31 protein-coding genes are annotated in these 26,940 nt (G+C 70.8%); 11 read left to right on the top strand and 20 right to left on the bottom strand.

The genetic code is table 11. The annotated features are described in order from the left end of the window. Window positions 1–87: 87 nt before the first annotated feature. A complete protein-coding gene (locus KNO15_RS18005) occupies window positions 88–1,974 on the top strand; it encodes an amino acid transporter (protein WP_241705318.1) in 1,887 nt (628 codons plus the stop codon). A 32-nt stretch (window positions 1,975–2,006) separates the two neighbouring features. After that, window positions 2,007–2,402 (top strand): DUF1622 domain-containing protein, encoded by a 396-nt coding sequence (locus KNO15_RS18000; RefSeq protein WP_241705177.1) that lies wholly within the window; start codon window positions 2,007–2,009, stop codon window positions 2,400–2,402. Here KNO15_RS18000 and KNO15_RS17995 read toward each other — a convergent pair. Together KNO15_RS17995 and KNO15_RS17990 are read right to left on the bottom strand one after the other, a co-directional pair. Beyond that, on the bottom strand, window positions 2,350–2,724 hold the full coding sequence (locus KNO15_RS17995) for a hypothetical protein (protein WP_241705176.1): 375 nt from the start codon (window positions 2,722–2,724) through the stop codon (window positions 2,350–2,352). The genes KNO15_RS18000 and KNO15_RS17995 overlap by 53 nt on opposite strands. A gap of 26 nt (window positions 2,725–2,750) precedes the next feature. After that, the gene (locus tag KNO15_RS17990; RefSeq protein WP_241705175.1) at window positions 2,751–3,131 is read right to left on the bottom strand and encodes a DUF5997 family protein; all 381 of its coding nucleotides are present in this window, start codon (window positions 3,129–3,131) and stop codon (window positions 2,751–2,753) included. 54 nt (window positions 3,132–3,185) lie between these two features. Here KNO15_RS17990 and KNO15_RS17985 point away from each other — a divergent pair, with 54 nt between their 5' ends. From KNO15_RS17985 to KNO15_RS17975, 3 genes are all read left to right on the top strand, one after another. Then, on the top strand, window positions 3,186–3,875 hold the full coding sequence (locus tag KNO15_RS17985) for a LysR substrate-binding domain-containing protein (protein WP_241705174.1): 690 nt from the start codon (window positions 3,186–3,188) through the stop codon (window positions 3,873–3,875). A gap of 71 nt (window positions 3,876–3,946) precedes the next feature. Then, entirely contained in the window at window positions 3,947–5,272 is a 1,326-nt protein-coding gene (locus KNO15_RS17980; RefSeq protein ID WP_241705173.1) for an alpha-hydroxy-acid oxidizing protein, read from the top strand. Window positions 5,273–5,535: 263 nt separating this feature from the next. Further along, entirely contained in the window at window positions 5,536–5,919 is a 384-nt protein-coding gene (locus KNO15_RS17975) for a hypothetical protein (protein ID WP_241705172.1), read from the top strand. Here the strand turns inward: KNO15_RS17975 and KNO15_RS17970 are convergent. From KNO15_RS17970 to KNO15_RS17955, 4 genes are all read right to left on the bottom strand, one after another. Next, a complete protein-coding gene (locus KNO15_RS17970) occupies window positions 5,916–6,323 on the bottom strand; it encodes a hypothetical protein (protein WP_241705171.1) in 408 nt (135 codons plus the stop codon). The genes KNO15_RS17975 and KNO15_RS17970 overlap by 4 nt on opposite strands. Before the next feature lie 10 nt (window positions 6,324–6,333). Continuing rightward, window positions 6,334–7,260, bottom strand: a complete 927-nt coding sequence (locus KNO15_RS23395) for an NADP-dependent oxidoreductase (protein ID WP_241705170.1) — start codon at window positions 7,258–7,260, stop codon at window positions 6,334–6,336. Between the two features lie 172 nt (window positions 7,261–7,432). After that, the gene (locus KNO15_RS17960; RefSeq protein ID WP_241705169.1) at window positions 7,433–8,461 is read right to left on the bottom strand and encodes a 6-phosphofructokinase; all 1,029 of its coding nucleotides are present in this window, start codon (window positions 8,459–8,461) and stop codon (window positions 7,433–7,435) included. Window positions 8,462–8,600: 139 nt separating this feature from the next. Continuing rightward, on the bottom strand, window positions 8,601–9,221 hold the full coding sequence (locus KNO15_RS17955) for a CYTH domain-containing protein (RefSeq protein WP_241705168.1): 621 nt from the start codon (window positions 9,219–9,221) through the stop codon (window positions 8,601–8,603). Between the two features lie 75 nt (window positions 9,222–9,296). Between KNO15_RS17955 and KNO15_RS17950 the strand changes: the two genes are divergently transcribed. Together KNO15_RS17950 and KNO15_RS17945 are read left to right on the top strand one after the other, a co-directional pair. Beyond that, window positions 9,297–9,605, top strand: a complete 309-nt coding sequence (locus KNO15_RS17950; RefSeq protein WP_241705167.1) for a hypothetical protein — start codon at window positions 9,297–9,299, stop codon at window positions 9,603–9,605. After that, on the top strand, window positions 9,602–9,790 hold the full coding sequence (locus tag KNO15_RS17945; protein WP_241705166.1) for a hypothetical protein: 189 nt from the start codon (window positions 9,602–9,604) through the stop codon (window positions 9,788–9,790). The genes KNO15_RS17950 and KNO15_RS17945 overlap by 4 nt, the downstream gene beginning before the upstream one ends. A gap of 5 nt (window positions 9,791–9,795) precedes the next feature. Here the strand turns inward: KNO15_RS17945 and KNO15_RS17940 are convergent, their stop codons facing one another. The 3 genes from KNO15_RS17940 to KNO15_RS17930 form a co-directional block, all read right to left on the bottom strand. Continuing rightward, complete coding sequence (locus tag KNO15_RS17940; RefSeq protein ID WP_241705165.1) at window positions 9,796–11,973, bottom strand: DEAD/DEAH box helicase; 2,178 nt, start codon at window positions 11,971–11,973, stop codon at window positions 9,796–9,798. Window positions 11,974–12,144: 171 nt separating this feature from the next. Next, a complete protein-coding gene (locus tag KNO15_RS17935) occupies window positions 12,145–12,480 on the bottom strand; it encodes a DUF6804 family protein (protein ID WP_241705164.1) in 336 nt (111 codons plus the stop codon). A gap of 112 nt (window positions 12,481–12,592) precedes the next feature. Then, on the bottom strand, window positions 12,593–13,021 hold the full coding sequence (locus KNO15_RS17930; RefSeq protein WP_241705163.1) for an RbsD/FucU domain-containing protein: 429 nt from the start codon (window positions 13,019–13,021) through the stop codon (window positions 12,593–12,595). Between the two features lie 257 nt (window positions 13,022–13,278). On the opposite strand from KNO15_RS17930, the gene KNO15_RS17925 reads away from it, so the two are divergent. The 3 genes from KNO15_RS17925 to KNO15_RS17915 are packed head-to-tail and all read left to right on the top strand — an operon-like array spanning window position 13,279 to window position 15,441. Beyond that, window positions 13,279–13,557 carry a metal-sensitive transcriptional regulator gene (locus KNO15_RS17925; RefSeq protein WP_185277937.1) on the top strand — a complete coding sequence of 93 codons (279 nt, stop codon included), beginning with the start codon at window positions 13,279–13,281 and terminating at the stop codon, window positions 13,555–13,557. A gap of 1 nt (window position 13,558) precedes the next feature. Continuing rightward, window positions 13,559–14,086 (top strand): O-acetyl-ADP-ribose deacetylase, encoded by a 528-nt coding sequence (locus KNO15_RS17920; protein WP_241705162.1) that lies wholly within the window; start codon window positions 13,559–13,561, stop codon window positions 14,084–14,086. Continuing rightward, window positions 14,083–15,441 (top strand): M20/M25/M40 family metallo-hydrolase, encoded by a 1,359-nt coding sequence (locus tag KNO15_RS17915; protein WP_308220454.1) that lies wholly within the window; start codon window positions 14,083–14,085, stop codon window positions 15,439–15,441. The genes KNO15_RS17920 and KNO15_RS17915 overlap by 4 nt, the downstream gene beginning before the upstream one ends. A gap of 62 nt (window positions 15,442–15,503) precedes the next feature. Here KNO15_RS17915 and KNO15_RS17910 read toward each other — a convergent pair whose 3' ends face one another. The 11 genes from KNO15_RS17910 to KNO15_RS17860 all read right to left on the bottom strand — a co-directional run bounded on the left by KNO15_RS17910 (window position 15,504) and on the right by KNO15_RS17860 (window position 25,254). Beyond that, the gene (locus KNO15_RS17910) at window positions 15,504–16,097 is read right to left on the bottom strand and encodes an SGNH/GDSL hydrolase family protein (RefSeq protein WP_241705161.1); all 594 of its coding nucleotides are present in this window, start codon (window positions 16,095–16,097) and stop codon (window positions 15,504–15,506) included. A gap of 52 nt (window positions 16,098–16,149) precedes the next feature. After that, window positions 16,150–17,010, bottom strand: coding sequence for an aldehyde dehydrogenase family protein (locus tag KNO15_RS17905; RefSeq protein WP_241705160.1), 861 nt, complete (start codon window positions 17,008–17,010; stop codon window positions 16,150–16,152). Then, window positions 17,007–18,530, bottom strand: coding sequence for an aldehyde dehydrogenase family protein (locus tag KNO15_RS17900; protein WP_241705159.1), 1,524 nt, complete (start codon window positions 18,528–18,530; stop codon window positions 17,007–17,009). The genes KNO15_RS17905 and KNO15_RS17900 overlap by 4 nt, the downstream gene beginning before the upstream one ends. A 16-nt stretch (window positions 18,531–18,546) precedes the next feature. Beyond that, window positions 18,547–19,587 (bottom strand): deoxyribose-phosphate aldolase, encoded by a 1,041-nt coding sequence (deoC, locus tag KNO15_RS17895; protein WP_241705158.1) that lies wholly within the window; start codon window positions 19,585–19,587, stop codon window positions 18,547–18,549. Continuing rightward, a complete protein-coding gene (locus KNO15_RS17890) occupies window positions 19,584–20,558 on the bottom strand; it encodes a sugar-binding transcriptional regulator (RefSeq protein ID WP_241705157.1) in 975 nt (324 codons plus the stop codon). The genes deoC and KNO15_RS17890 overlap by 4 nt, the downstream gene beginning before the upstream one ends. 64 nt (window positions 20,559–20,622) lie before the next feature. Further along, the gene (locus KNO15_RS17885; RefSeq protein ID WP_241705156.1) at window positions 20,623–21,837 is read right to left on the bottom strand and encodes an MFS transporter; all 1,215 of its coding nucleotides are present in this window, start codon (window positions 21,835–21,837) and stop codon (window positions 20,623–20,625) included. Further along, window positions 21,834–22,778: a bifunctional riboflavin kinase/FAD synthetase gene (locus KNO15_RS17880; protein ID WP_241705155.1), complete on the bottom strand. Its 945-nt coding sequence runs from the start codon at window positions 22,776–22,778 to the stop codon at window positions 21,834–21,836. The genes KNO15_RS17885 and KNO15_RS17880 overlap by 4 nt, the downstream gene beginning before the upstream one ends. Beyond that, on the bottom strand, window positions 22,775–23,287 hold the full coding sequence (locus KNO15_RS17875) for a hypothetical protein (protein ID WP_241705154.1): 513 nt from the start codon (window positions 23,285–23,287) through the stop codon (window positions 22,775–22,777). Before KNO15_RS17875 ends, KNO15_RS17880 begins: the two co-directional genes overlap by 4 nt. A gap of 43 nt (window positions 23,288–23,330) precedes the next feature. Then, window positions 23,331–23,699 (bottom strand): hypothetical protein, encoded by a 369-nt coding sequence (locus KNO15_RS17870; RefSeq protein WP_241705153.1) that lies wholly within the window; start codon window positions 23,697–23,699, stop codon window positions 23,331–23,333. Then, window positions 23,696–24,619: a tRNA pseudouridine(55) synthase TruB gene (gene truB, locus KNO15_RS17865; protein WP_241705152.1), complete on the bottom strand. Its 924-nt coding sequence runs from the start codon at window positions 24,617–24,619 to the stop codon at window positions 23,696–23,698. The genes KNO15_RS17870 and truB overlap by 4 nt, the downstream gene beginning before the upstream one ends. Beyond that, the gene (locus KNO15_RS17860; RefSeq protein WP_241705151.1) at window positions 24,616–25,254 is read right to left on the bottom strand and encodes a TetR/AcrR family transcriptional regulator; all 639 of its coding nucleotides are present in this window, start codon (window positions 25,252–25,254) and stop codon (window positions 24,616–24,618) included. Before KNO15_RS17860 ends, truB begins: the two co-directional genes overlap by 4 nt. Window positions 25,255–25,345: 91 nt before the next feature. Between KNO15_RS17860 and KNO15_RS17855 the strand changes: the two genes are divergently transcribed. Then, window positions 25,346–26,860, top strand: a complete 1,515-nt coding sequence (locus KNO15_RS17855) for a DHA2 family efflux MFS transporter permease subunit (RefSeq protein WP_241705150.1) — start codon at window positions 25,346–25,348, stop codon at window positions 26,858–26,860. The last annotated feature ends 80 nt before the right edge of the window (window positions 26,861–26,940 follow it).

Genomic DNA, 26,940 nt, shown 5'->3' with positions numbered 1-26,940 from the left:
GAGCCCGTCCCGATCCCCGGGCAGGCGCAGCCCGTCGCCGCCCACGAGGTGCACGGCGGCCGGTTCAAGCACTGGCTGCTGCGCGGGATGGTCGATGAGAAGGGCACCCAGCAGGGGCCGCACGGTCAGCATCCCGAGCACCTGCACTCGTGGTGGCGCGTCATGTGCCTCACCGGTCTCGACTACTTCTCGACCCTCGGCTACCAGCCCGCCATCGCTGCCCTCGCTGCCGGGCTGATCTCGCCGTTCGCGACCCTCGTGCTCGTCGCCCTGACGCTGCTCGGCGCGCTCCCGGTGTACCGCAGGGTCGCGAACGAGAGCTTCCGCGGCTCGGGCTCCATCGCCATGCTCGAGCGGTTCCTGCCGTGGTGGGCCGGCAAGCTGTTCGTGCTCGTCCTCCTCGGCTTCGCCGCGACCGACTTCATGATCACGATCACGCTGTCGGCAGCGGACGCGACGGCGCACGCCATCGAGAACCCGTTCGCTCCGTCGTGGTTCCACGGCAACAACGTGATCATCACGCTCGTGCTGCTCACCCTGCTCGGCGCGGTCTTCCTCAAAGGGTTCCGGGAGGCCATCGGCATCGCCGTCGTGCTGGTCGGCGTCTACCTCGCGCTGAACGTCGTCGTGGTGTCCTCCTCGATCGTGCAGGTGTTCCAGCATCCCACCGCGATCGACGACTGGTGGAACGCCATGTTCCAGCAGAACGGCAACCCGTTCCTCGTCGTCGGTGTCGCGCTGCTCGTGTTCCCCAAGCTCGCGCTCGGCCTCTCCGGCTTCGAGACCGGCGTCGCCGTCATGCCGCAGATCAAGGGCAAGCCCGACGACGACCCCAGCCACCCCGTCGGACGGATCCGCGGGGCCCACAAGCTGCTCACCACCGCCGCCATCATCATGAGCGTCTTCCTCATCACGTCCAGCTTCACGACGACGCTGCTCATCCCGCAGAAGGAGTTCCAGCCCGGAGGCGCGGCCAACGGCCGAGCACTCGCCTACCTGGCGCACGAGTACCTGGGCAACGGGTTCGGCACCGTCTACGACATCAGCACCATCCTCATCCTCTGGTTCGCCGGCGCCTCCGCCATGGCCGGCCTCCTCAACCTGGTGCCGCGCTACCTCCCCCGCTACGGGATGGCGCCGCAGTGGGCGCGCGCCGTCCGCCCGCTGGTCCTGGTCTTCACCGCCATCGCGTTCCTCATCACCCTCGTCTTCGACGCGAACGTCGACGCGCAGGGCGGCGCCTACGCGACCGGCGTGCTGGTGCTGATCACCTCCGCCTCGCTCGCGGTGAGCCTCTCGGCCTGGCGCAAGAAGCAGCCCAAGCGCACCGTCGTCTTCGCGGTCATCACCGCGGTCTTCGTCTACACGACGATCGACAACATCATCGAGCGTCCTGACGGCCTGCGCATCGCGACCCTGTTCATCCTGGCCATCCTGGTCGTGTCGATCGTCTCGCGCATCGGCCGCTCGTTCCAGTTGCGGGCCACCAGCGTCACCTTCGACGTGACGGCGCTCGACTTCATCCTGGAGGACGCGGAAGAGGGCGAGATCCGCATCATCTCGCACGAGCCGGACGTCGACACGACCAAGGAGTACGAGGAGAAGAACAAGGACGAGCGCAAGTACAGCCACATCCCGCAGCGCTCGCGCACCATCTTCCTCGAGGTGCTGAAGTCCGACTCCTCCGACTTCGAGGAGGACCTCGTCGTTCACGGCGTGGTCAAGTACGGCTACCGCGTGCTGCGCGTCACGAGCGGCAACGTGCCGAACACGATCGCCGCCGTCCTCCTCGAGATCCGCGACATCACCGGCGTGGTGCCGACCGTCTACTTCGAGTGGACGGAGGGCAACCCGATCTCGAACATGTTCCGCTACCTCATCACCGGCGTCGGCGAAGTGGCCCCGGTCACGCGTGAGGTGCTGAGGGAGGCCGAGAAGGACGTCAAGCGGCGCCCCGCCGTGCACGTGGCCTGACCGTTCCTCCCGCGCTGTGGCACGATGTGCCCATGGATTCGCACGCGATCTTCGAGACGATCGGCATCGCCTTCGAGTTCGTCGGCGTCGCGGCGCTGGCGATCGGCTTCGTGGTCGCCCTCGTCATCGCGCTCACGGTCTGGATCCGCACCCGCAACGGCACGACGGCGTTCCGCACGCTGCGGGAGGCTTTCGGCGGCGTGATCCTGCTCGGGCTGGAGCTGCTGGTCGCGGCGGATCTGGTCAAGACCGTGACCTCCGAGCCGACGCTCACGGACGCGCTGGTGCTCGGCATCATCGTGCTCATCCGCACCATCCTCAGCTTCTCGCTGCAGGTGGAGATCGACGGAGTGGCGCCGTGGCGACGCGCGCTGGTCACCGGTCCGGAGGTGCTGGCGCACGCGGCGAAGAAGGCTCAGTCGGCCTGACGAGGCCGGCCACGCCGGCGACCATCATCGCAGCGAGCCCGCACAGCAGCCAGTACCGCTCGAAGAACACCCCGACGATCGCTACAGCGGCTCCTGCTCCGGCCGCCAGGAGCCAGCCGGGGGCCGGGCGACCGAGAGCCGCTCCCGGCAGCCGGCGGATCACCTGGAACCCGATAGTCGCGCCGACGAAGACTGCAGCGAAGACCACCGCGACGGCGTCTCGGAATGCCGGGACGACGAGAGCACCGAAGCCGAGTGCGAGGGTCGCGCCGTAGACCACCCCGGCGGCGAGCCGCAGGACGTGGAACGCGCGGCGGCTCACGCAGTAGGCCGCTCGGTCGGCCGCGCTCAGTCGCGCGCGGCCGCGCGCTCCGCGTTGCGCTGCTTGACCCGGGCGTTCTCGGCGCGGACCTGCGCCTGGGTCGCCCTCTCGGCCACCAGCCACGCGGGCGGTTCGGCGAGGAGCGCCTTGATCTCGGCCGTCGTCAGCGGTTCGGTCACGCCGCCGCGGGCCAGGCCGGAGTTGCTCACGCCGAGCTTGCGCGCGACGATGTCGCGCGGGTGCGGGCCGTCGGCGCGCAGGTCGACCAGCCAGGCGGGCGGGTTCGCGTTCAGCTCGTCGAGCTCGGTACGGCTGATCTCGCGGTCGCGGAAGTCCTCCGGCGCCGCCGACAGCAGGATGCCGAGCTTCTTGGCCGCGGTGGCCGCCTTCATGGTCTGGGCTTTCATGTGTTCAAGGGTATCGTCCGCCGGCGCTCCCGGCCGTTCGATACCCTGGCCTGCATGGCCTCCCGCTTCACCCTCGCGTTCCCGCTCGGCGTCACGATCGGCAAATGGACGCGCGTCTTCGCCGAGCGACAGCCCGACGTGGAGCTGGTCGTGGCGCCGTCCGCCGACCCGCTGGCGGCATTGGCCGCTGGCGAGGCCGACATGGTGTTCGCCCGCGACGCCGAGGCGGCGGACGACCGGCACCTCATCCCGCTGTACTCGGAGGACGTCGTGGTCGTGATGAACCACGAGCACCTCCTGACGCTGGAGGAGAAGCTGCACCTGGCCGATCTCGACGGTGTGCCGCGGGTGGAGGGCGAGCCGTCCGAGGCACTGATGCGCGAGGTCGCGACGGGCGACGGCATCGCCCTGATGCCGGCCTCCGTCGCCAAGGCCCTGCGCCGCAAGGACGTGGAGGCGGTGCGGCTGGAGGACGGCCCGGTGTCGCAGGTGGGCCTCACCTGGCCCCGGGAGGGTCAGCATCCCCTCGTCGACGAGTTCATCGGCATCGTGCGCGGCCGCAAGGCGCACAGCTCACGCAACCCCGAGGTGGCCGCCACGCAGTCCGCCCGGGCGGAGCAGGACGCCAAGGCGGCCAAGGCCGCGAAGGTGGCGGCCACCCAGTCCGCGCGGGCCGCGAAGCAGGCCAGGCGGGCGGCGGCGGCGAAGCGGTCGTCGGGCAAGCGCCCGCGGCCCAAGCGCTGACGGCCGCGCACCGGCGGCGTGTTCCGCCTGCGGGCCGCGTGACGCCGGCGGGACTTCGGCAGAATGGGACCATGACGGCCAACGACGGCACGACGACCTTCACGACCGATCTCGCCACCAGCATCGGGCGAGCGGCCCAGAGCGCTGTCTACCGCGCGGGGGTGGTCGGGCGGCGCCCCGCCGTCCCGGTCGCCTTCCCGGACCTGGAGCGCGCCGCCCGCCGCCGCCTGTCGCGTGTCGCGTACGCCTATATCGCCGGCTCGGCGGGCCTCGAGCGCACCGACGCCGCTGACACCGCCGCCTTCGGCCGCCACCGCATCGTGCCGCGCGTGCTCCGCGATGTCTCCGACCGCGATCTCTCGATCGAACTGTTCGGACGCACCCTGCCCACTCCCCTGCTGCTGGCGCCGATCGGCGTGCTCGAACTCGCACGTCGGGGCGGGGACGCCGCCGCAGCCCGCGCGGCCGCCGCCCACGGGATGCCGTTCACGATCTCCACGCAGGCCTCCGCGCCGATGGAGGATGTCGCAGCCGCGATGGACGCGACCCGTCCCGACGCCCCGCGGTGGTTCCAGCTGTACTGGAGCTCGTCGCGCGAGTTGGTCGCCAGCCTGGTGGCCCGGGCGGAGGCCTGCGGGTGCGAGGCGATCGTCGTCACCCTCGACACCCACGTGCTGGGCTGGCGGCCGCGCGATCTCGCGCTGGGCTACCTGCCGTTCAGCCGGGGACTCGGCATCGCCCAGTACACCAGCGATCCGGTGTTCCGCGGTCTCGTGCAGGAGCGGATGTCGGCCGCGGGGCCGCGCGAGCACACGCCCGTCACGCCCGCGGCCGTCGCCTCGTTCGCCAGCATCGTGCGGCACCATCCCGGCGGCCTGCGGGAGTCCCTGCGCTCGGGCGAGCCGCTGGCAGCGGTCGAGACGTTCCTCGACGTGTTCGCCGATCCGTCGCTCGGCTGGGACGACCTGGCTTTCCTGCGCGAGCGCACCCGGCTCCCGATCGTCCTGAAAGGCGTGCTGCACCCCGACGACGCCCGCCGCGCGGTCGACGCGGGGGTGGACGCGGTGCAGGTTTCGACGCACGGCGGACGCCAGATCGACGGCGAAGTCGCGGCGCTCGACGCCCTGCCCGCGGTGGTCGCTGCGGTCGACGGCCGTCTCCCGGTGCTGTTCGACAGCGGGGTCCGCGGCGGAGCCGACGTGGTCATCGCACTCGCGCTCGGTGCGCGCGCCGTCGCGATCGGGAGGCCGTACGCCTACGCGCTCGCCGTCGCGGGCGAGCGCGGCGTGCGCGAACTGCTCAGGAACGTCGTCGCGGAGCTCGACATCACGCTGGGCCTCGCGGGAGTCCGCCGCGCGGCCGACCTGGATGACACGGTGCTGACGAGCCGCCGCTGAGCGTGTCGCCGGCGGGGCCGCACCCTAGACTCGGGTCATGGCCGCATCGACCTCCGTGTCCGCTGGTCAGGTCGTCGTGCTCGTCGAGCGCTGGCCGGATCCGGTGCCACCCGCCGAGCTCCCTGTCCGCGGCCCTCTGCGCGCGACCAGCCGCATCGTGCTCGTCGCGCTCCTCGTCCTCGCCGCTGCGGTGGCGGCGGGAGCGATCGTCGTGCTGTGGACCGCGGAGACCCCCGGCTGGTGGTTCCCCCCTCCTCTTCACCGTGCTGTTCATCGCCCTCGTCGTCGCGCTGTGGATCGGCTTCGTCGGCTCCGTCGTCCAGAGCTCCGAGCGCGTTCGCGCCCGCTCGCGCTGGGCCGATGCGGCCGGCCGCGTCGAGCGGCTCGACGGCACGGTCTCCGCGCGCACGGTCTCCACCATCGAGGATGGCGGCGTCGACAGCTTCCTCCTCGTCGTCGACACGGCGCAGGGGACGGTGTGTGCGAGGTGGGAGCGCCCGACCGCACGATCGCGGATGCTGCTCCAGACCCAGGTGCCGGGTGTCGGCGCCCGTGCGCGGGTCTGGCGGATCCGGGACGCGGACGACGACGGACCCGTCGTGGTCGAGGTGCGCGATCCGTCGGTCGAGGGCGACGCCCCGGCCTAGGCGACGGCCGCCGCGATCACCGACAGCAGCGCCTGCGCGTACGCCGTCGCGGCATCGTCCTCGTCGAAGAACCGCTCGACGCCGGCGAGCTCCAGCGTCACCCGGTAGCCGTCGGGCGTGCGGGCGAGGTGGCGGAACGAGCCGCCCAGCAGCTCCCGAAGCTGATCCTCACGCGGGATCCACAGCGCGTCTTCGACCGCGAGCGAATCGAGAGCCCATTCGGTCGTGCCGTTGAAGCCCAGGATCGTACCGGTGTCGAAGTGGTGCGCCTCGATCGTCATCTCGCTGACGGTGAACCGCTCTCCCGCCATCCCCGGCCGGTCGATGGCGAAGGTGTCGCCCGACGCCGGCTGCCAGCGCAGTCCGGCCGCGCGCAGCAGGCGTGCGATGTCGTCGTCGATCATGCCGTTCCTCTCAGTCGGTGACGATCACGATCTTGCCGCGGACGTGTCCGGTCTCCAGCCGTCCGTACGCCTCTGCCGTCCGCTCGATCGGGAAGATGGAGTCGATCGGCAGCATGAGCTCGTTGCGGGCCAGGAGGTCGGCCAGCTCGGCGAGCTCGGCGTTGCCCGCCGCCCGCCCGCCCACCGTGCGCGCGCCGCGGGCAGAGGGACCGAACGCCGCGATCGTGTTGATCCGCTCGGGCGGCACGCCCAGTTCGAGCGCTGCGTCGATCGTGTCCGGCCCGTGGTTGTCGAGCACCGCGGTCACGCGGACGCCGTCGTCGAGGACCTCCCGAACCCGGTCGGCCAGGCCCGGTCCGTACGCCACCGGGGTGATGCCGAGGGTTTCGAGGAACTCGTGGTTGTCCTCGCTCGCGGTGCCGATGACCGTCGCCCCGCAGTGCACGGCCAGCTGCGCGGCCAGAACGCCCACACCGCCGGCCGCCGCGCTGACCAGGACCGTGTCGCTCTCACCCAGGTCGAGGGAGGCTTCGCTGGCCATCGCCGTGCGTCCGACGACGCCGAGCGAGCCGGCGACCTCGAAGGTCAGCGGGTCGGGCTTCTCGATGATCTGGCCGTCCTCAGGCACGACGACGAAATCGGCGATCGCGGCGAACGGGGCGGTGCCGAGCACGGCCTGACCGGCCTGGAAGCGCACAGCGCCCGCACCGACCTCCTCGACGAAACCGGCGAAGTCCTGTCCCATGCCGCTCGGCAGGGTGACCCCCATGTGCGCAGCGGCCTGCTCGCTCCGGTAGGCCTTGTAATCCATCGGGTTCAGGCCGGCCGCGAGCACCCGCACGAGGACCTGCCCGGGACCGGGCCACGGCCGCTCCCGCTCGACGAGGTGGAGGTAGTCCCGGGATCCGAACTCCTCGAGCTGGATGAATCTGGGCACAGTCGCTCCCTTCGTCTCGTACGCAGGAGCCTAGACCCGTGCCGTCCTCGATGGCAGGGACCCTGGCCGTCCTCTCAGCGAAGGGCGGCCGCGATCGAGGCGACCGTGCCCTTCGGAGAGCGGAAAGACCGAGCGCCGGTCGCCGCCCGTGGAGCGAGACGCCCCACCACGATCAGCCGAAGAGCAGTGCGGCCTCTTCGTACCGCGCCGGCGGGACCGTCTTGAGACCGCCGGTCGCATCGGCGATCGACACGTTGACGACGTCGGTGCCGCGGAGCGAGACCATCGACCCCCAGCGGCCCTCGTAGGCGGCGTCCACCGCGGCCATGCCGAGGCGGGTGGCGAGTACGCGGTCGTAGGCGCTCGGGACGCCGCCGCGCTGCATGTGGCCGAGAACCGACGCGCGCGACTCGATGCCGGTGCGCTCCTCGATCATCGGGGCGAGCATCTCGCCGATGCCGCCCAGGCGCGGGCGGTTGAAGGCGTCGAGGCCCTTGTGCGAGTGCGCCTCCTCCATCGTGTCGAGGTGGAAGCCCTCGGAGACGACGATGACCGGCGCGCGGCCGCGGTCGCGCACCGACTCGACCCACTCGCAGATCTGCTCGATGGACTGCGGCTGCTCCGGGATGAGGATGGCGTGCGCTCCGCCGGCCATGCCCGAGTGCAGGGCGATCCAGCCGACATGGCGGCCCATGACCTCCACCACCATGCAGCGCTGGTGGGATTCGGCTGTGGTGCGGAGGCGGTCGATCGCCTCGGTGGCGATCTCGACCGCGGTGTCGAAGCCGAACGAGTAGTCGGTCGCTGCGAGGTCGTTGTCGATGGTCTTGGGAACCCCGACGATCTTCAGACCGGCATCGGTGAGGCGGCGCGCGGCGGTGAGCGTGCCCTCGCCGCCGATCGCGATGATCGCGTCGATGCCGTTCGCGTCCATCATCCGCTGGATGTTCTCGGGGCCGCCCTTGTCGCCCTCGAACGGGTTGGTGCGGCTGGAGCCGAGGATCGTGCCGCCCTGGCGCGAGAGGCCGCGGACGCTGTGCCGGTCGAGCGGCATGATGTCGCCGTCGACCACGCCGCGCCAGCCGTAGCGGAAGCCGGCGAACTCGGAGCCGTACACGCGGTCGCCCTTGAGGACGGCCCCGCGAATGACCGCGTTCAGTCCAGGACAGTCGCCACCGCTCGTGAGGATGCCGATCTTCATGCTGCTCCGTTCTGCGGTGCGCTGCTGTGCCTGTCAGTGCGCGCCGTCTGCTCGTGTTTGACGCCCCTGTGCTGCATTGCACCCCTGAGCATCATGCCCGACGCATACCGGAGCACCAAAATCCGGTCGGCTGCGCGCGTCAGAGGCCGAGAGCGCGCTGCAGCTTCGAGCTGCTCGCCGACGGACGCGCGCCTGCCGCCAGCAGCTCGGCCTCGATCCCGTCGAGGAGGGCGGTACGCCGCTCGCGCGAGTCGGGCGCACCGCTGAGCAGCTCGACCTCCCACTCGCGCCACGCGTCGCTCGCGCCCGTGCGGAGGTTCTCGCTGCGCACGTGGTCATCGCACAGTTCGGCCAGTTCGAAGCCGGCCGCGTCGGTGAGCACCGTGGTGTCGCGCACGTTCGTCACGCGCGCGACCGGAACCAGGCGGCCGTCGCCGAGTTCGTCGCCGATGACCTCCAGCAGGTCGGCGGGAGGCTGCACGCCGTCGCCGAGCGGCCAGTGCAGCTCGGGCCTGCCCTCCTCCCCCGGCGGCAGCTTGACGTGCCAGCCTTCGTCGGAACCTCCGCGCCGGGCGCGCACGGCGATGCGCTGCCTGGCGAGCCGGAGCTCCTCGGTGTCGTAATAGGTCGCGACGAGCTCGGCGGTGTGCGGCTCGCTCTCCACGGCCACGGCCCCGACGCCGACGAGGTGGGGGGTGGGGAGGTCGGCGTCGACGTCGTACTTGCGCTCGATCTCGAGCTGGGAACGGTGCTTCGCCATGCCCCCTGTCTAGTCCACTTCTGCCGAGTCGCGAAATCACACCCCGCGTCGGAGCTGCTTTCGTAGGCTCTCGGCATGGAGCATCAGACGACCATCACCGCCCGTTTCGACGTCACCGGATGGGAGGAGGAGCTGCCCGGCGTCCCCGGCGATTGGCTCGGGGCCGCGGTGATGCGCAAGACCTGCACGGAAGGGCTCGCGGGCGAGTCGATCGCGCACTTCGTGTCGTCGTGCCCGGCACCGGCACAGGCGCCTTCGAGGGGATCTCGGGCTCGGCGCGCATCCGGCACGACGATCGCGGCGCCTTCTTCGTCTTCGAACTGGACTGACCTCGGCGGCCGGGCCTCCCGCGGCCGAGCGCGGCGAGGTACCCTCTTCGCATGAGCGACACCGAGCGCGACCAGGAGGACGACGACTTCCTCGAGGCGCAGGAGGGCGACTACGAGCCGGAGCCCGTCATCCACGACCCGGACGACCTCCCCGTCGACGACGAGGAGGACGAGGACCGCATCGTGCCCGACGACGACCGTCCGGTCCCGCTCGACCCGGACGACGCCGAGATCGCCTGACGAAGCTACACCGCCAGCGCGTCCTCGAGCAGGTGGATGAGGGCGTCCAGCTGAACCGAGTCGGCGGAGCCGATCTCGACGTCGCTGCCGTCGAGCGCGCGCGCCGCCAGGCCCTGCTTGGAGTCGATCAGCTCAGCGATCTTGGAGTCGATCGTCTGCGCCGCGATGATCCGCCACGCCGTGACCGGCTCGTCCTGGCCGATGCGGTGCACGCGGTCGATCGCCTGCGTCTGCTCCGCGGCCGTCCACGAGAGCTCGGCGAGGACGACGTTGGAGGCCGCCTGCAGGTTGAGTCCGACGCCCGCCGCCGTGAGCGAGCAGACCGCGACCGCGACCTCCGGGTCGTTGTTGAACGCGTCGATCTCCTTCTGCCGCGCCAGCGCCGACTGGTCGCCGCGGATCGAGATCGTCTTGAGGTCCCGGGCGGCGAACGCCTCCTCTGCGGCGTCCATCACGTCGATGTGCTTCGCGAAGAACACCACCTTGCCGACCGACCGCGCCAGTTGCGCGGTGTAATCGGAGGCCAGCCCGGCCTTCGCCTGGCCGATCTTGCGGACCATGGTGAAGACGTTGTCACCGGTCTTGGCCGACTTCGACTCCTCCAGCTCCGACTGGGCGACCAGACGGATGAGGTGCTTGCGGTGGGCGTCGTCGTCGCCGTCGAACGAATCGGGCCGGCCCGCGGCCGCCGCGCGCTGGAAGCGGGTGACCAGACGGGCGGCGAGCTCCTTCTCCGCCTGCTTGATCGAACGCCCGAGGTCGTCGTCGAGCTCGACGGGGAGGTCGACGACCCGGCGGCTCGGGAGGTCGGCGGCGACGTCGACCTTGCGCCGGCGGACGATGCCCAGGTCGATCACCGACTCGCGCGCCGCCGCGTAGAAACCGAAGTCGGCCGGGGTCAGCCCGGTCTCCTCCAGGCTCTCCATCAGCTCGGCGGTCGGCTTGTTGCCGTCGATCCAGCCGAGGAACTGCCAGATCGCCTTGAAGTCGTCGATGTCGTTGATGAGCGGCGTTCCGGTGAGCGCGATCAGCAGCGGGTCCGCCGCCTTGTCGCGGATCGCCTCGGCCAGGCCGAGCACCAGCCGGGAGCGCTGCGAGTGCAGGTTCTTGATGAAGTGGGCCTCATCGACCACCATTCCCTGGAAGCCGAGCGTGCGCAGCCAGGAGAGGTGCCTGTCCAGCACCTCGTAGTTGACGATGACCACGTCGGCGAACGCGTCGAGGCCTTCGCCGTCGCCGTGGATGACCGTGGCCCGGCGGTGCGGCGTCCAGCGCTCGACCTCGCGCGCCCAGTTCATCTTCACGACGTTCGGCACGACGGCGAGCAGCGGGTACGCGTTCGCCACGGACGCACCGAGGACCGACTGCGCCGTCTTGCCGAGGCCCGGCTCGTCGGCCAGGAGGAACCGGCGGTGGCCCTGCCGGACGCTCTCGATGAAGCGGGACTGGTGGTGCATGAGCTCCAGCCCCGGCGGGGAGTAGCGGTCGATCAGCGGAGCGGGCGGGAGCTCCATGCTCGCGGCCTGGCCGCCGGCTCCATACTCGAACGACTTGAACAGCGGGCCGAGGAGCTCCCACGAGTCGAGGCGGCGGCGCGGCGCTGCAGCGGGGGCGGCCGCGCGGCTGAAGTCGGGGGCGAGGAACGGGTTCGACAGCTGCCTGGCCTTCACCGACGCGGGGACGACCTGCTTCTCCGCCAGCTCCGGTGGGATGACGCTCTCGGGGGCGGCGGGCCGCTCCACGGTGATGATGAGGTCGTCCGGGCTGAGCTCCGTGCCCGACTCCAGCAACCAGTCCCGCCGGATCTTCTGCGCGGTGGCCGTCGGCGGCGCCTCGCTCTCGAGGAGCGAGATGAGGGAGGTGTCGCGCGCGGCCGTCTTGGCCAGGATCGTCGCGATGCCGTCGAGCCGTTTGAGCTGCTCGGCGCGGGAGGCGTCGCTCAGCTCGGGGTCGGCCTTGGCCCTGGCGCGCTCCTCACGCATGAGGAACGCGATCACCTGGAACTTGGTGCGGTTGGTCGGACCGAGCTTCTTCCCGTCCGCCGCCTTGGCCTCCACCTCGCGCACCTTGCGCGCGAGCACGGGGATGAGCCCGTCGTTGTTGGCGTGACGGTTGCGCCGCTGCTGTTGCTGCGGGCGGCTCGCCGTGCGCTGATTCGACGTACGCTGACCCGATCGAGACATGGTCCTCCAGTGGAGGCGCCGCGCGCTGACTGAGGACGCGACGCCGTAGAGCGTGAGGGCCGGCGGGGCGGCTGGGCTCCGGAACCGAGTGGTCCGGACCGAGCATCGACGAACGCCGGGCGCACGACGCAGGACGGCCGTGCAACCGTCATTTTACCGTATGCGACGCCCTCAGCGGCGTGTGTCGGCGGGAATCTTGATGGTGAGTCCTGCCGCGATGAAGACGGCGGCCGCTGCGAGGCTGAGCAGGGCGAGCGCCGGGGCGAGTCCGGGGATCGGCCAGATCGGATTCCAGAGCACGGCGATCGGGATCAGCCCGACCAGCCACCAGCGCCGCTTCGCCTGCCAGGCGAACACGCAGAGGATCAGTGCGAGGACGCAGACCGCGTATTGCACCCAGACGTACCAGGGCGCGAGACCGAGGCCGAACAGCAGCGCGAGCGCGCCGATGAGTCCTGGCGCGAGGGCGGCGCGGTTGTATGCGGGCGGCTGCGGGGTGTAGGGCACCCCACAACTCTAGTGATCCGCCGCTGTGAGGAGGACCGCGGCCGGAGACGGTCCGAGCCCCCGGGACGAGACCTCTCCCGGGGGCGCGGACGGCTGTTCTGTGGAGTACGCCTCAGAGCGTTCCACGGCGGAACAGGAACGCGCACGGCGGCGCGTCCGATCCCACGCGGACGATGACGGCGGAGTGCGACGCGAGCTCGAGGAACGGCTCGAGGTCGAGCCGGGTCATCGGGATGCGGCGGAGTTCCGCGTCCGAGGCGATGCCGTTCACCGCGAAGGCGACGTCGGGGACGTCGTAGGGCTCGCCGGCGAGGTCGAGGAAGACGATCGGCGACGGGTCTGCGGTGTCGAGCGGAAACACACTGAGGATGGCTTCGGCGGCCGCTTCAGTGGTGACGTCCTCCCCCAGGTGGACGATGGGCGTGGTCAGTGATTCTTCGGGATAGCCGCTGCCGACAAGGGTAAGCGTGTCGCCATCTTGCATCGAGTCGAGCGCGCTCAGAAGCGCACCGGACAGCAGCGGGCTGAGGTTCTTCAGCAAAGTCGGGCCTTTCCTGTAAAACGAATATTTCTCAACCCCTATAGGGAGGATAGACCCGGCAGTATGTCCTCCCCCACCCCCCGTTAGGGGGTGTCTTCGTGGCGCGCCGTGCCGAATCCTGGCGCGGAATCCCCGGATCTGATACGTCTGCATGAACATCGTGGAATATGATCTTTACTCATTATGCACTGCCGTGAATACGATGCGCCGTCTGGATACCTCGCCGGGGTATCGTCCGACAGCGGTATCCTGGTGCGGTGATCGCAGACATCAAGAAGCGGGCCCTCCACCGCACGCGCATCCTCGAGGGGCAGCTCCGCGGGCTCGAGAAGATGATCGAGAACGAGGACTACTGCGTGGACATCATCACCCAGTCCCTCGCCATCCAGAAGTCGCTCGGCTCGCTCAACAAGCTCCTGGTCGAGAACCACCTCAAGACCCACGTCTCCACGATGTTCGAGGAGGGCGGCGACCAGCGCGACGACGCGATCCTCGAGCTCCTCAAGGTGTACGAGCTCTCGAACAACCGGGGCTGATGTGTCGGACCCGATCGAGATCGTTCGAGGAGACATCACCGAACAGGCCGTCGACGCCGTCGTCAACGCGGCCAACAGCTCCCTGCTCGGCGGTGGCGGCGTGGACGGCGCCATCCACCGCCGCGGCGGACCCGCGATCCTGGCCGCGTGCCGCGAGCTGCGCACCACGACCCTGCCCGACGGCCTCCCGACCGGCCAGGCCGTCGCGACGACAGCGGGCGACCTCCCTGCCCGGTGGGTCATCCACACCGTCGGCCCGGTCTGGGCTCACGACGACGATCGCACTCCCGACCTGCAGAACGCCTACCGTTCGTCGCTGAGGGTGGCCCGCGAGCTCGGTGCCGTCACCGTTGCGTTCCCCGCGGTCTCGGCCGGCGTCTACGGCTGGCCGATGGAGGATGCGGCCCGCGTCGCGATCAGCACCGTGCGCGCCGTGCTGTCCTCCGGCGTCGGCTCGGTCGAACTGGTGCGCTTCGTGCTGTTCAGCGACGACGCGCTCTCCGCATTCCGCACGGCGGCCGGCGAGTGACGGACGCACGCACGGCCGGCACCGAGGAGTCGGCCGTCGAACGGTTCCGCACCCTGCTGCGCATCCCCACCATGTCGCGCAACGCGGTCGAGGAGACCGACTGGGCCGCGTTCGACGCGTTCGTGACCGCGCTCCCCCGGCTCTACCCCCGCGTGCACGCCGCCCTCGACCTGGAACGGCACGGCGACCACGGGCACGCACTCCTCTACCGCTGGCGCGGGCGTGCGGACGACGCGCCGATCGTGCTGCTGGCGCACTACGACGTCGTCCCTGCCACGCCGGACGGCTGGGATCATCCGCCGTTCGCCGCCGAGCTGACCGGACACGGCGACGACCGGCTGCTGTGGTCGCGCGGCACGCTCGACGACAAGGGGGCGGTCGTCGCCATCCTCGAGGCCGTCGAAAGCCTCCTCGCCGAGGGCTTCACCCCGGCACAGGACGTGTACCTGTCCTTCGGGAACGACGAGGAGACCGTCGGTTCCGGCGCCCACGCGATCGTGGATTCCCTGCGCGAACGGGGAGTACGCCCGGCCATGGTGGTCGACGAGGGCGGCGCGGTCGTCCAGGGCCTCTTCCCCGGTGTGCGTCGTCCGGTCGCGGTCGTCGGAGTGAGCGAGAAGGGCACGACGACGGTGACCATGACCGTCGACCAGCAGGGAGGGCACGCCTCGACACCGCCACGGATGACGGCGACCGTGCGCCTGGCCCGCGCGATCACCCGGCTGAACGCCCGCCCGTTCCCGTCCCGGCTGTCCGAGACCAATCTGCAGATGGTGGAGACCCTCGGCGCCCATGCGACCGGGCTCTACCGGGCGGCCTTCACGCGGGCACGACGCCTCCAGCCGCTGCTGCGAGCGGCATTCGCGCGGCTCGGAGACGAGACCCGGGCGGTCGTGCGGACGACGACCGCGGTGACCCAGCTGCGCGGCAGCCTGGCAGCGAACGCACTGCCTGAGACGGCAGAGGCCGTGGTCAACGTCCGGATCGCCGTCGGTTCGAGCGTCGACGAGACCCTCGCCCACCTCCGCAAGGCCGTGCACGACCCGCGCGTGCGCATCGAGGCGACCGACGCGAACGAGCCGTCGCCGGTCTCGCCGACCTCGGGCCCGGAATGGGAGCGGATCGCCCGCGTCGTCGCGTCGGTGCACCCGGAGGCGGTGCTGACCCCGTACATCATGCTCGGAGCCAGCGACTCACGGCACTTCACCGCCATCTGCGACGCGGTGTACCGGTTCACCCCGTTCGACATCAGCGTCGAGGAATACCACACCCTGCACGCCAGGAACGAGCGGATCCGCGTCGCGACCTGGCTTCGCGGGATCCGGTTCTACGAAGAGCTGATCCGCGCGGTCTGACCGCGGTCAGGCCGCCCGCCGAGATGCGGCAGCTGGATGGCGCGACTGTTCGGCGGCAGTGGTCAGGCCGCCCCGCCGAGATCCGGCAGCTGGATGGCGCGACTGTTCGGCGGCAGCTGCCTGGCCCGCTCGAGTCCGGGGACGAGCTCGTTCAGCCACGCGCGGTACCCCTCCGCGTTGAGGTGCAGGCGGTCGTCGGTGTACGCCGGGTTCAACTCGCCGTCGTCCAGGGCCATCGCCGGCCACAGGTCGAGCCAGGCCGCGTGCACGGTCGGAGCGAACTGCCAGAGGTGGCGGTTGATGTCGCGGATCTGATCGGCGAACTCGTGCCCGCGCGGCAGGACCGACTGCACGAGGATGCGCGCCTCGGGGAGCTCTTTGCGCAGCGTCACCAGGATCGTCTCGACGTTGCGCACGACGTGCTCGGCCGACCGCCGCCAGGCCAGGTCGTTGGTGCCGATCAGCAGCGCGACCGTGGCAGGCTGCGCGTCGATCACCGTGTCCAACCGGGCGACGACGTCGTCCGTGGTGTCTCCGGCCACGCCGAAGTTGCGCACGTCTTCACCGGGAAGCCACGCCTCCCAGTCGCCGCCCTGCGTCAGGCTGTCGCCGACCAGGGCGAGCGCTCCGTGTTCCGATCCCCACCCGTCGCTCATCCTCCCATCCTCCCTCAGAAGAGGGGGTGCGGGAAGGGAGGCACAGCTGACTCTAAAGCAGCGACTTGGTGTGCCAGACGGTCTTCGTCTCGGTGAAGAAGGCGATGCGGTCCAGTGACGGCGCAGCGGCGTCCGGCCCGTTCTCCGGGGTGAGCACGCGCTTGAGCGTGTCCGCCGCGGCGATCTGCAGATCGACCCACTCGAGAGCGCCGGCGCCGACCAGGTCGAGTGCGTTCACGTCGGCGTGGGAGGCCAGCCACGGTGCGATCTCCGCCGGTGAGCCGGTGAGGATGTTGACGACGCCACCGGGGACGTCGCTCGTCGCGAGCACCTCGCTCAGGCTGATCGCCGAGAGCGGGAACCGCTCGCTCGCGACCACGACGACGGTGTTGCCCGCGACCAGCGCCGGTGCGATCGCGCTGACGAAGCCGAGCAGGCTGGAGTCCTGCGGCGCGACGATCGCGACGACTCCCGTCGGCTCCGGCACCGAGATGTTGAAGTAGGGGCCGGCTACCGGGTTGGCGTTGCCGGCGACCTGCGCGAACTTGTCCGCCCACCCCGCGTACCAGACCCAGCGGTCGATCGCCTCGTCCACCTGCGCCCCGGCAGCTGCCGCCGAGACGCCCTCGGCCTTCTGGATCTCGTCGACGAACTGAGCCCTGCGGCCCTCCATCAGCTCGGCGATGCGGTAGAGCACCTGGCCGCGGTTGTATGCCGTCGCGCCGGCCCAGCCGGAGAGCGCGGCGCGCGCGGCGACCACAGCATCACGGGCGTCCTTGCGGGAGGCCTTGGCGGCGTTCGCCAGGAAGGCCCCCTTCGCCGACACGACCTCGTAGCTGCGCCCCGACTCGGAGCGGGGGAATCTGCCGCCGATGTAGAGCTTGTAGGTCTTCGGCACGGCCAGTCGGCTCATTTCGTGACTCCCTTGCGGGTGGAGGTGCGGGTGGAGGTGCGAGCGGTGGAGGTGCGGGCCGCGGTGACGGCCGCGGGCAGCGACCGGCCGGGGACCAGGTAGGCGCCGAGGCCGTGGCGGCCGCCCTCGCGGCCGTAGCCCGACTCCTTGTAGCCGCCGAATGGGCTGGCCGGGTCGAAGCGGTTGAAGGTGTTGGCCCAGACCACACCGGCGCGCAGCTTGTCGGCGACGGCGAGGATGCGGCTGCCCTTGTCGGTCCAGATGCCGGCCGAGAGGCCGTACGGCGTGTTGTTCGCCTTGGCGATCGCCTCGGCCGGGGTGCGGAAGGTGAGCACCGAGAGCACCGGGCCGAAGATCTCCTCGCGCGCGATGCGGTGGCTCGTCGACACGTTGTCGAAGATCGTCGGCGCGAACCAGAACCCGTTCTCGGGGATCGCGCACTCGGCGGTCCAGCGCTCCGCGCCCTCCGCCTCGCCGATGTCGGACAGCTCGCGGATGCGCTGCAGCTGCTCCGCGCTGTTGATCGCGCCGATGTCGGTGTTCTTGTCGAGGGGGTCGCCCAGGCGCAGCGTCGAGAGCCGGCGCTTCAGGCGCTCGACGACCTCGTCGTGGATGCTCTCCTGCACGAGCAGGCGGCTCCCCGCACAGCAGACGTGGCCCTGGTTGAAGAAGATGCCGTTGACGATGCCCTCGATCGCCTGGTCGATCGGAGCGTCGTCGAACACGATGTTCGCGGCCTTGCCGCCGAGCTCGAGGGTGAGCTTCTTGTCGGTGCCGGCCACCGAGCGGGCGATCTCGCGGCCCACGGCGGTCGACCCGGTGAAGGCGACCTTGTTGACGTCCGGGTGGGCGACCAGGTCGCGCCCGGTCTCCCCCGCGCCCGTGACGATGTTGACCACACCGGCCGGGAGGTCGGCCTGCTGCACGATCTCCGCGAACAGCAGCGCGGTCAGCGGAGTCGTCTCCGCGGGCTTGAGGACGACGGTGTTGCCCGCCGCGAGCGCCGGGGCGATCTTCCACGCCAGCATGAGCAGCGGGAAGTTCCACGGGATGACCTGCGCGGCGACGCCGAGCGCGCGCGGCGCAGGGCCGAGACCGGCGTGCTCCAGCTTGTCGGCCCAGCCGGCGTAGTAGAAGAACCAGGCGGCGACGAGCGGAACGTCGACGTCGCGGCTCTCCTTGATCGGCTTGCCGTTGTCGAGGCTCTCGGCGACGGCGAGCTCGCGGGCGCGCTCCTGGATGATCCGGGCGATGCGGAACAGGTACTTGCCACGGTCGCTGCCGCTCATCCGCGACCAGACCCGGTCGTAGGCGCGGCGGGCGGAGGCGACGGCCAGGTCGACATCGGCGGAGTCGGCGGTCGCGATGGTCGCGATGCGCTCCTCCGTCGCCGGTGAGATCGTCTGGAACGGCGTGCCGTGGCCGTCGACGAACTCGCCGTCGATGAAGAGCCCGTACTGGTCGCGCAGGTTCAGGATCGCGCGCGACTCGGGGGCCGGGGCGTACTCGAGAAAGCTCATGGTGTTGTCGTCCGTCTCAGTCGATCGTCACGTAGTCGGCGCCGGAGTAGTGGCCGGTGTGCAGCTTCTGGCGCTGCAGCAGCACGTCGTTCAGGAGGCTGGAGGCGCCGAACCGGAACAGGTGCGGCTGCAGCCAGCGCTCGCCGACCGTCTCCGCGACGGTGACGAGGTACTTGATGGCGTCCTTGGAGGAGCGGATGCCGCCGGCGGGCTTCACACCGATCTCCTCGCCGGTGAGCCTGTGCCAGTCGCGCACGACCTCCAGCATCAGCAGGGTGACCGGAAGCGTCGCGGCGGGCGAGACCTTGCCGGTGGACGTCTTGATGAAGTCCGCGCCGGCCAGGATGCTCAGCCAGGAGGCCCTGCGGACGTTGTCGTACGTGTTCAGCTCGCCGGTCTCGAGGATGACCTTGAGGTGGGCGTAGCTGCCGTCGTCGCGGCGGCAGGCCTCCTTGACGGCGACGATCTCGTCGAAGACGAGGCCGTAGCGGCCGGAGAGGAACGCACCGCGGTCGATGACCATGTCGATCTCGTCGGCACCCGCGGCAACCGCGTCTGCGGTGTCCGCGAGCTTGACCGGCAGGGAGGCGCGGCCGCTCGGGAACGCGGTCGCCACCGCGGCGACGTTGACTCCCCCGGCCTGCCCGGTCTCGCGGGCGACGCGTCCGGCGTGCGAGGCGCCGAGCGCCTCCACCGCGTACGGAACCATGTCGCCGTAGACGCAGACGGCGGCGGGCCGTGGCGCGGTCAGGTCGCTCGGGTCGGGCGTGAGGGCCTTCGCGACGAGCGAGCGCACCTTGCCCGGCGTGTCGGCGCCTTCGAGCGTGGTGAGGTCGATGAGCTCGATCACCTTGTCCAGTGCCCAGGCCTTGCTGGAGGTCTTGATGGAGCGGGTGCCGAGGCCGGCCGCGCGCTGCTCCAGCCCGACGGCGTCGACGCCGGGGATGCCGCCCAGGTAGCGCCGGAGCGACCCTTCCGTCAGGTCGCCGCCCAGCACCTCCACGGCACGGGCCGCCGGTGCGAGCGTGCGCACGGGCGGTGTGGTCTCGATGGTCATGTGAGTTCGTTCCTTTCACTCGGCACGGTGCGGCCGAGGAGGTCGTTCGCCGTCGACTCGTCGGTGATGATCGTCGTGCACAGCCCGCTGGCGACCACGGCATGGGCGACGCCGTGCTTGGCCTGCCCTGCGATGACGGCGATGGACGTCCGGGCGTTGCGGAGCTCGTCCAGGCTGAGGCCCAGCGTGCGGCTGTCGAGCTCGGGGTCTGCCACCTGCCCGTCGCCGTCGATGAAGCGGCCGACGACGTCGCCGACGGCGCCCCTGTCGGCCAGCGCCCTGACGTCGTCCGACGAGAGGTAGCCGGAGTCGACGTGCACCGAGCTGGTGTCGACGACTCCCGCGCTGAAGAGGTAGGCGTTGGCGCTGCGCGCCAGCTCGAGCACCGACTGCACCGACCGGTCGGCCTCGATGGCCCGCCGGGTCGCCGCGTGCTCGAAGATCGCGGGGCTCGGGAGGAGGGTCGCCGTGCCCTGCGCCTTGCGCGCGATCACCACGGCGGTGTCGGCCGCGGCGGTCGCCTGGCGGGTGCTCGACACGCTTCCGTTGATCTGCACCGGGTTCACGCCGACGGCCCAGCCCGGGCGCAGCCGTGCGGCGACCGCGTGCAGCGTGCGCCCCCAGCTCACTCCGAGCGTCCGCGGCACCGGGCGCAGAGTGGTCAGGTAGTCGGCTGCCGCCTGGGCGACCCGCGCCTGCACATCGGAGTCGGCCTCCGCAGCGGGCACGACGACGGCGTCGTCGAGCCCGTAGAAGCCGCACAGCTCGCGTTCGAGCGAGAACCGGCGGGCGCTGGGGTGCACGATCTCGATGCGCACGAAACCGTGCTCGCGCGCTGCCACCAGCAGTCGGCCGACCTTCCAGCGGGAGACGTTGAGGGCGACGCCGATCTCGTCCTGGGTCTTGCCGGCCTCGTAATAGAGTTCTGCGGCTTTGACGGCGAGGATCTCGTCGGTATCGTTCAGGGCCACCCGACCAGCTTAGGGCGGCGTGCAACGCTTGCGCACTGCCCGCTCAAATGAGCAACGAGCATCGTCAACGGTCTTCGAGCGCGGCGGGGCGGGCGACGACGGCCCCGGCCGCCGCGGCGGCGAGCGCTGTCGCGGTCAGCACCAGCAGCGGCACCGTCCAGCCTCCCGTCAGCTCGTGCAGCACGCCGACCGCGAGCGGACCGAGCGCGCCGAGCGTGTAGCCGAGTCCCTGCGTGAAGCCGCTCAACGCCACCGACCCGGCGTGCGTGCGGGTGCGCACGTTGATCAGCACCAGGCTCAGCGGGAAGAGCAGCGGGCCGAGGCCGGCGAGCGCCACCCAGAGCCAGGTCGCCGCGCCCGGCGCCAGGATGAGTCCCGCGTAGCCTACGAGGAAGAACGCGACGCCGGCGTAGACGAGAAGGGCGACGTTGCGCATCCGAGCGGCGAGCAACGGCACCAGCAATCCGGCCGGGATGCCCATCCCCGCATAGATCGAGAGGAGGGCGCCCGACTCCGCCGGCGAGGTCCCTGCGACATCGTGGACGATCTGCGGCAGCCACGCGAACATCGCATACGCGTTGAGGCTCGAGACCGCGAACACCACCGCCATGGCCCAGGCCAGGCCGGAGCGCCAGACGCGGGCCACCAGCGAGCGGTCGGCCTCCTCGACCTCCACGTCGTGAGCGGGATGAGCCGGCCGGTGCGTGATGACGATGCGCAGCCACGGGAGGATGGCGAGCACGCTCATCAGAGCCCACATCCCCACCGAGACGTGCCAGCCCGCGGCATCCGCCACCGGCACCGCCACCAGCGGCGGCAGCAGGGTGCTCACCGACATCACCGTCGCGTACAGCGCGGTGACGAGGCCGATGCGGTCGGGGAAGTAGCGCTTCACCAGCGGAGGCAGGAGGACGTTGCCGACGCCCATCCCCGCGAACGTCACAACGGAGCCGAGCGCGAGCACGGCGAACGAGCCGGCGGCCGCGCGGAGGACGTGCCCGGTCAGCATGACGCCGAGCGCGATCAGCAGCACGGTCTCCAGCGACAGCCGGCGCGTGAAGATCGGCGCGAGGAGGCCGAAGAGCGCGAAGCAGACCGGCGGCAGCATCCCGAGCAGCCCGACCCCGACGGCCGACACCGGGAACTCCGCCCGGATCTCCGAGAAGATCGGCGACAGCGCGGCGACCGCCGTGCGCAGGTTGGCCGCGACCAGCAGGATGCCGAGCAGAGCGACCGCACGACCGTGCCAGAGCGGGCGAGCCGCCTGCCCTGCCGTCACGCGGGCTCTGCGGTCAGGATCCGGCGGGCCTCGTCGACGTCTGCGGCGATCTGCGCGATCAGCGGCTCGACGCCGGAGTAGGCCACCATGCCGCGGATGCGCTCGGCGAATGCGACGTCGACCGTGTGCCCGTAGAGGTCGAGCTCGCGGTCGAGCACGTACGCCTCCACCTGCTTCTGCGGCACACCTTCGAAGGTGGGGTTGTTCCCCACCGAGATCGCGGCGGGATAGCGCGTGCCGTCGTCGTCGGTCAACCAGCCGGCGTACACGCCGTCGGCCGGGATGAGGCCCTCGTTCTCGGGAGACAGATTGGCCGTCGGGAAGCCCAGCTCACGGCCGCGTGCCGCCCCGTGCACCACGACGCCACGCACGGTCGGCACGGTGCCGAGCAGTTCGGCGGCGTGCCGCACGTCGCCCTCGGCGAGCAGGTCGCGGATCCAGGTGGACGAGACCCGGCGGCCGTGCTCGGGGCGCACGTCGTCGATCAGCTCGACCGTGAAGCCGTAGCGCTCGCCCAACGCCGTCAGCATCGCGACGTCGCCCGCTCCTCTGGCGCCGAACCGGAAGTCGCTTCCCACGAGGACGGCTGCCGCGTGCAGGCGGTCCACCAGGATGCGATGCACGAACTCCTCGGGCGGGAGGTCGGCCAGGGCGCGGTCGAAGGCCACCATCAGGGTCGCGTCGATGCCCGTCTCCGCCAGGAGCTCGAGCTTCTGCCGGTTGCTCACCAGCGACGACGGGCACTTCTCGGGGGCGAGCAGCTCCAGCGGGTTGCGGTCGAAGGTGATGACCGTCGCGGTCAGTCCGCGCTCGGCGGCGACGCTGCGCAGTCGGTCGATCACCGCGCGGTGCCCGGTGTGCACGCCGTCGAACTTGCCGATCGTGACGGCGCTCGGACCGAACCCGTCCGGCACCTCCGCGACGGCGTGGAAGACCTTCACGAACGCGCTCCGTCGCCGGCGACCGTCCGCTCGGCCGTGGCCTTCTCGGTCGGGTGGTGCCGGGAGAGCCAGAACAGCCCGAGGATCGGCAGCACCAGCGGGATGAACAGGTAGCCCATGCCGAAGACCGACCAGACGGTGGCGTCACGCCCGAACGGGTCGATGTCGTGGAGGCCGAGGGTCTGGGGCGCGAACAGGCTCAGAGCGCCGATCACCAGCACGCCGGCCAGCTCGAAGCTGATCGTGACCCACGCCACGCGGTACCAGAACCGGCCGGGCGCGACGAGCGCGATGGTGGCGACGATGTACACCACGGCGGAGAGCCCGGACAGCGTGAACGCCACGGGCGCCTCGTGGAAGCGGTCGATGATCTGGAAGACGCTGCGCCCGGTGGCCGCGAGCGCCAGCACGCCGTAGACGAACACGAGGACGCGGCCGACGCCGGAGATGCGGCGACGTGGACGGTGGTCGTCGGTGTGCTCGCCCGCGGACATGGTGTGGTGTGACATCGCTATCGATTCTATTCGCGCGCCATCCGTGCTGCTGGCGCGGTCAGGCGCCCTGGACGAACCAGATCTGCCCCATCCGATACACCATGACCGCGATCGCAAGGCACACCCCGCCGAGGATGACGGTGCTCCACCTGTTACGTTCGATCAGCGCCCAGAAGCCTCCCGCGAGCGGGAGCAGGAGCGCGGAGACCAGGTAGATGTAGAACTCCGCGAGGCTGCCGCTCGGCGAGTTGCCGAGGGCCGGCGCCACGATGGCCATCACCAGCTGCACGATCAGGAGCAGCTCGACGAGTGCCACCGCGCCCATCGTGACGTCGCCCGGCACGCGCCCGGCGAGGCCGAGCACCAGGCAGAGGACGCCCGCGATCACGGCGACGCCGACCTGCAGCGCCACGAACCATTCGATCACGACGACGCGATCTCGTCGGTGGGGAAGTTCACGAGCGTCCGTGCTTCCTTTCCGCGGAACTCGATGAGTCCCACCAGTGCGCCGCCCGGGGCGATCGCCGCGACAGGTGCACCGGAGGCGCCCTCCCGGTCCGCGACGTGGATGCGGCGACCGTGCGTGAGATCGATCGCCTGCTGCTCGGTCAGCTCCAGCCTCTCGAACAGCTCGGCGGCCGCCTGGGCGGCGGGGATCAGGGCGGCGCCGGGATCGAGCGTATCGAGTTCGCTCGCGTCCCGCACATCGAACGGCCCGACGCGCGTGCGGCGAAGCGCCGTCAGATGGCCGCCCACGCCGAGATCGGCGCCGAGGTCGCGCGCGAGGGAGCGGATGTAAGTGCCGGACGAGCAGACGACGCGCACGTCCAGCTCGATCGCCACGGGGGCGTCGTCGCCCGGCAGGCGCCTGACCCCGAGCAGATCGAAGCGCTCGATCGTCACCGCGCGCGGTCGGAGGACGACCTCCTCCCCCGCGCGGACGCGGGCGTAGGCGCGCTTGCCGTCGACCTTGATCGCGCTGACCGAGCTCGGGACCTGCTCGATCTCGCCGGTGAGCGCGGCGATGCCGTTCGCGATCGCACCGTCGGTCACCGCGGCGACCGCCGACGGGTCGGCCTCGGCGGTCACTTCGCCCTCGGCGTCGTCGGTCGTCGTCGTCGCTCCCAGCCGGATGGTCGCCAGGTACTCCTTGTCGGTGCCCACGATGTACGTGAGCAGCCGGGTCGACGAGTTGAGCCCCAGGATCAGGAGGCCCGTGGCCATCGGGTCGAGCGTGCCGGCGTGGCCGACCTTGCGGGTGCCGGCCAGCCTGCGCACGCGCGCGACGACGTCGTGGCTCGTCCAGCCTCCCGGCTTGTCGACCAGGACGAGACCGCTGCCGGTCATGCGTTCCCGCCGGCGACGTCGAGGACCAGCTGCAGCTTGGTGCGGAACGTGGACTCGATGATCTCGGTGGCGCAGGCGTCCTTGCCGTACTCCGCCGGCAGCTTGAGGCCGAGGAGCGTGTTCAGCAGCATCCCCTCGGCGAGGAACGTGCGCGCCTCGTCGGGCGAGAAGCCGACCTGGTCGCGGACCATCTTGTAGATGGCGAGGAAGCCCTCCCTGGCGCGTCCGCCGATGACGGCGTCGTTGCCCATGCCGAAGGCCTGCATGAGCGACAGCAGGATCCCGCGGTCCTCGATGAGGTTCACATACGCGAGCCCGAGCCGGCGGCCGATCTCGTGGTGCTCGCCCACGGCGCCGTTCTCACCCGCGGGCGAACCGTCGGCCTTCCAGCCGTCGATCGTGTCCTGGAAGCTGGTCATCAGCTTGTCGAGCGCCCGCTGCAGCACCTCGACGAAGAGGTTCTCCTTGCTGCCGAACATCCGGACGACGTACGGCTGGCTGATCCCGGCGGCCTTGGCGATCTGGTCGGTGGTGGCGCCGAAGTAGCCGCGCTCCCCGAAGACGAGGCTCGCGGCACCGAGGATCTGCTCGCGCCGTTCGGCGGAGGGGATCCGTTCACTGATCGCGGAACTCATGGTTGACAGGTTATCAGTCGATTACTAAAGTTCGTTGTAATCATTCGATTACTAATGAATTCACCCGATTCTTCAGGAAGCGATGCGTCCCATGACCACTACCCGTCCCGGTACCGCGGGCACTCCCCTCCGTGCCTCGCGCCGCATCCCCGTCTGGCTCGCGATCGTCGCGGCCTCCCTCCCGATGTTCATGGCGACTCTCGACAACCTCGTCGTCACCAGCGCCCTCCCCGTGATCGCACGCGACCTGAGCGCCTCCATCGAAGAGCTGCAGTGGGTCGTCAACGCATACACACTGAGCTTCGCGACGCTGATGCTGATGGCCGTCGGGCTCGGCGACCGGCTCGGCCGGCGCTCGGTCTTCCTCGGCGGCATCGTGGTGTTCACGCTGGCGAGCGCGGCCAGCGCCCTGGCGACCGAGCCGTGGATGCTGATCGCCGCCCGCGCCGTGCAGGGCGCGGGCGCCGCCGCCCTCCTCCCCCTGTCGCTCACCCTGCTGGCGGGCAGCGTCAGCCAACGGCTGCGACCGGCCGCGATCGGCATCTGGGGAGGCATCTCCGGTCTGGGCGTCGCCCTCGGCCCGCTGATCGGCGGCGCCGTCGTGCAGGGCTGGAACTGGCAGGCCATCTTCTGGCTCAACGTGCCGCTCGGCGTGATCGCCGTGCCGCTGGTGCTCATCGCCCTCCCCAACAGCTTCGGCGCCCGGGTGCGCGCCGACATCGTCGGCCTCCTGCTCGCCGCGCCGGGCGTGCTCGGGCTGGTCTACGGCATCGTCCGCGGCAACGACGCGGGCTGGGACAGCGCCGAGGTGCTGTTCTCGCTGATCGCCGGCGGCGTCCTCCTGATCGCCTTCGTCGTCTGGGAGTCGCGCACCCCTGCCCCGTTGCTGCCGCTGCGGCTGTTCCGCGACCGCAGCTTCACGGTCGCGAACCTGGTCGGTGCGACCTTCAGCTTCGGCATCTTCGGCGCGATCTTCATCCTCATCCAGTTCCTCCAGGTGGTGCAGGGTCACACGCCGCTCGAGGCGGGCGTGATGACGATGCCGTGGACGCTCGCGCCGATGGTCGTGGCGCCCCTGACCGGGCTGGTCTCCGGGCGCACCGGCACGCGCCTCCCGATCGTGGTCGGGCTCGTGTTACTGGCCGGAGCGATGGCGTGGATCGCCGGCACCCTGGCCGCCGATCTGCCGTACTCGCAGATGTGGCCGCCGTTCCTGCTCGCGGGCGTCGGGATGGGCCTGGTCTTCGCACCGAGCTCGACGGCGGTGCTGGCGAACATGCGCGCCGCCGACCACGCCAAGGCGTCCGGCACCAACTCCACACTGCGCGAGATCGGCGTCGCCCTCGGCGTCGCCGTGCTGACGGCGGTGTTCACGGGAGCGGGAGGCACGCTGACCCCGACCGGGTACGTCGACGCGGCCATCCCGGCGGTCTGGGTCGGAGCGGGCGCCCTGGCGGTCGCCGCGGTGATCGCGCTCGCCCTGCCGAGCCGTCGCCGCGCAGCGGAGCTCGCCGCGGCCGTCGCCCACGACGAGACGGCCGACGCCCTCCCACCCGCGGCTGCGGCCGAGGCCGTCGCCGAGCCGGCACCCGTCCTCGCCGACTGACCGGCGCCGAACGCGCAGGGCGCGCCGCCTCGCACTGCGCGACGCGGCGCGCCCCGCACGTTCGCTCGCGGCCTAGGCTG

The sequence above is a fragment of the Leifsonia shinshuensis genome (genome assembly GCF_022606355.1).
Taxonomy (GTDB): domain Bacteria; phylum Actinomycetota; class Actinomycetes; order Actinomycetales; family Microbacteriaceae; genus Leifsonia; species Leifsonia shinshuensis_B.
Note: the sequence above shows the minus strand (reverse complement) of the source record. Positions and strands in the feature narration are given on the sequence as shown.

Excerpts from the sequence above, each read along its gene's own strand:
- KNO15_RS18005 (WP_241705318.1), top strand. The coding sequence starts at position 88 with ATGGTCGATGAGAAGGGCACCCAGCAGGGGCCGCACGGTCAGCATCCC.
- KNO15_RS18000 (WP_241705177.1), top strand. The coding sequence starts at position 2,007 with ATGGATTCGCACGCGATCTTCGAGACGATCGGCATCGCCTTCGAGTTC.
- KNO15_RS17990 (WP_241705175.1), bottom strand. The coding sequence starts at position 3,131 with ATGAAAGCCCAGACCATGAAGGCGGCCACCGCGGCCAAGAAGCTCGGC.
- KNO15_RS17985 (WP_241705174.1), top strand. The coding sequence starts at position 3,186 with ATGGCCTCCCGCTTCACCCTCGCGTTCCCGCTCGGCGTCACGATCGGC.
- KNO15_RS17980 (WP_241705173.1), top strand. The coding sequence starts at position 3,947 with ATGACGGCCAACGACGGCACGACGACCTTCACGACCGATCTCGCCACC.
- KNO15_RS17970 (WP_241705171.1), bottom strand. The coding sequence starts at position 6,323 with ATGATCGACGACGACATCGCACGCCTGCTGCGCGCGGCCGGACTGCGC.
- KNO15_RS17960 (WP_241705169.1), bottom strand. The coding sequence starts at position 8,461 with ATGAAGATCGGCATCCTCACGAGCGGTGGCGACTGTCCTGGACTGAAC.
- KNO15_RS17955 (WP_241705168.1), bottom strand. The coding sequence starts at position 9,221 with ATGGCGAAGCACCGTTCCCAGCTCGAGATCGAGCGCAAGTACGACGTC.
- KNO15_RS17950 (WP_241705167.1), top strand. The coding sequence starts at position 9,297 with ATGGAGCATCAGACGACCATCACCGCCCGTTTCGACGTCACCGGATGG.
- KNO15_RS17945 (WP_241705166.1), top strand. The coding sequence starts at position 9,602 with ATGAGCGACACCGAGCGCGACCAGGAGGACGACGACTTCCTCGAGGCG.
- KNO15_RS17940 (WP_241705165.1), bottom strand. The coding sequence starts at position 11,973 with ATGTCTCGATCGGGTCAGCGTACGTCGAATCAGCGCACGGCGAGCCGC.
- KNO15_RS17910 (WP_241705161.1), bottom strand. The coding sequence starts at position 16,097 with ATGAGCGACGGGTGGGGATCGGAACACGGAGCGCTCGCCCTGGTCGGC.
- KNO15_RS17905 (WP_241705160.1), bottom strand. The coding sequence starts at position 17,010 with ATGAGCCGACTGGCCGTGCCGAAGACCTACAAGCTCTACATCGGCGGC.
- KNO15_RS17900 (WP_241705159.1), bottom strand. The coding sequence starts at position 18,530 with ATGAGCTTTCTCGAGTACGCCCCGGCCCCCGAGTCGCGCGCGATCCTG.
- deoC (WP_241705158.1), bottom strand. The coding sequence starts at position 19,587 with ATGACCATCGAGACCACACCGCCCGTGCGCACGCTCGCACCGGCGGCC.
- KNO15_RS17875 (WP_241705154.1), bottom strand. The coding sequence starts at position 23,287 with ATGTCACACCACACCATGTCCGCGGGCGAGCACACCGACGACCACCGT.
- truB (WP_241705152.1), bottom strand. The coding sequence starts at position 24,619 with ATGACCGGCAGCGGTCTCGTCCTGGTCGACAAGCCGGGAGGCTGGACG.
- KNO15_RS17860 (WP_241705151.1), bottom strand. The coding sequence starts at position 25,254 with ATGAGTTCCGCGATCAGTGAACGGATCCCCTCCGCCGAACGGCGCGAG.
- KNO15_RS17855 (WP_241705150.1), top strand. The coding sequence starts at position 25,346 with ATGACCACTACCCGTCCCGGTACCGCGGGCACTCCCCTCCGTGCCTCG.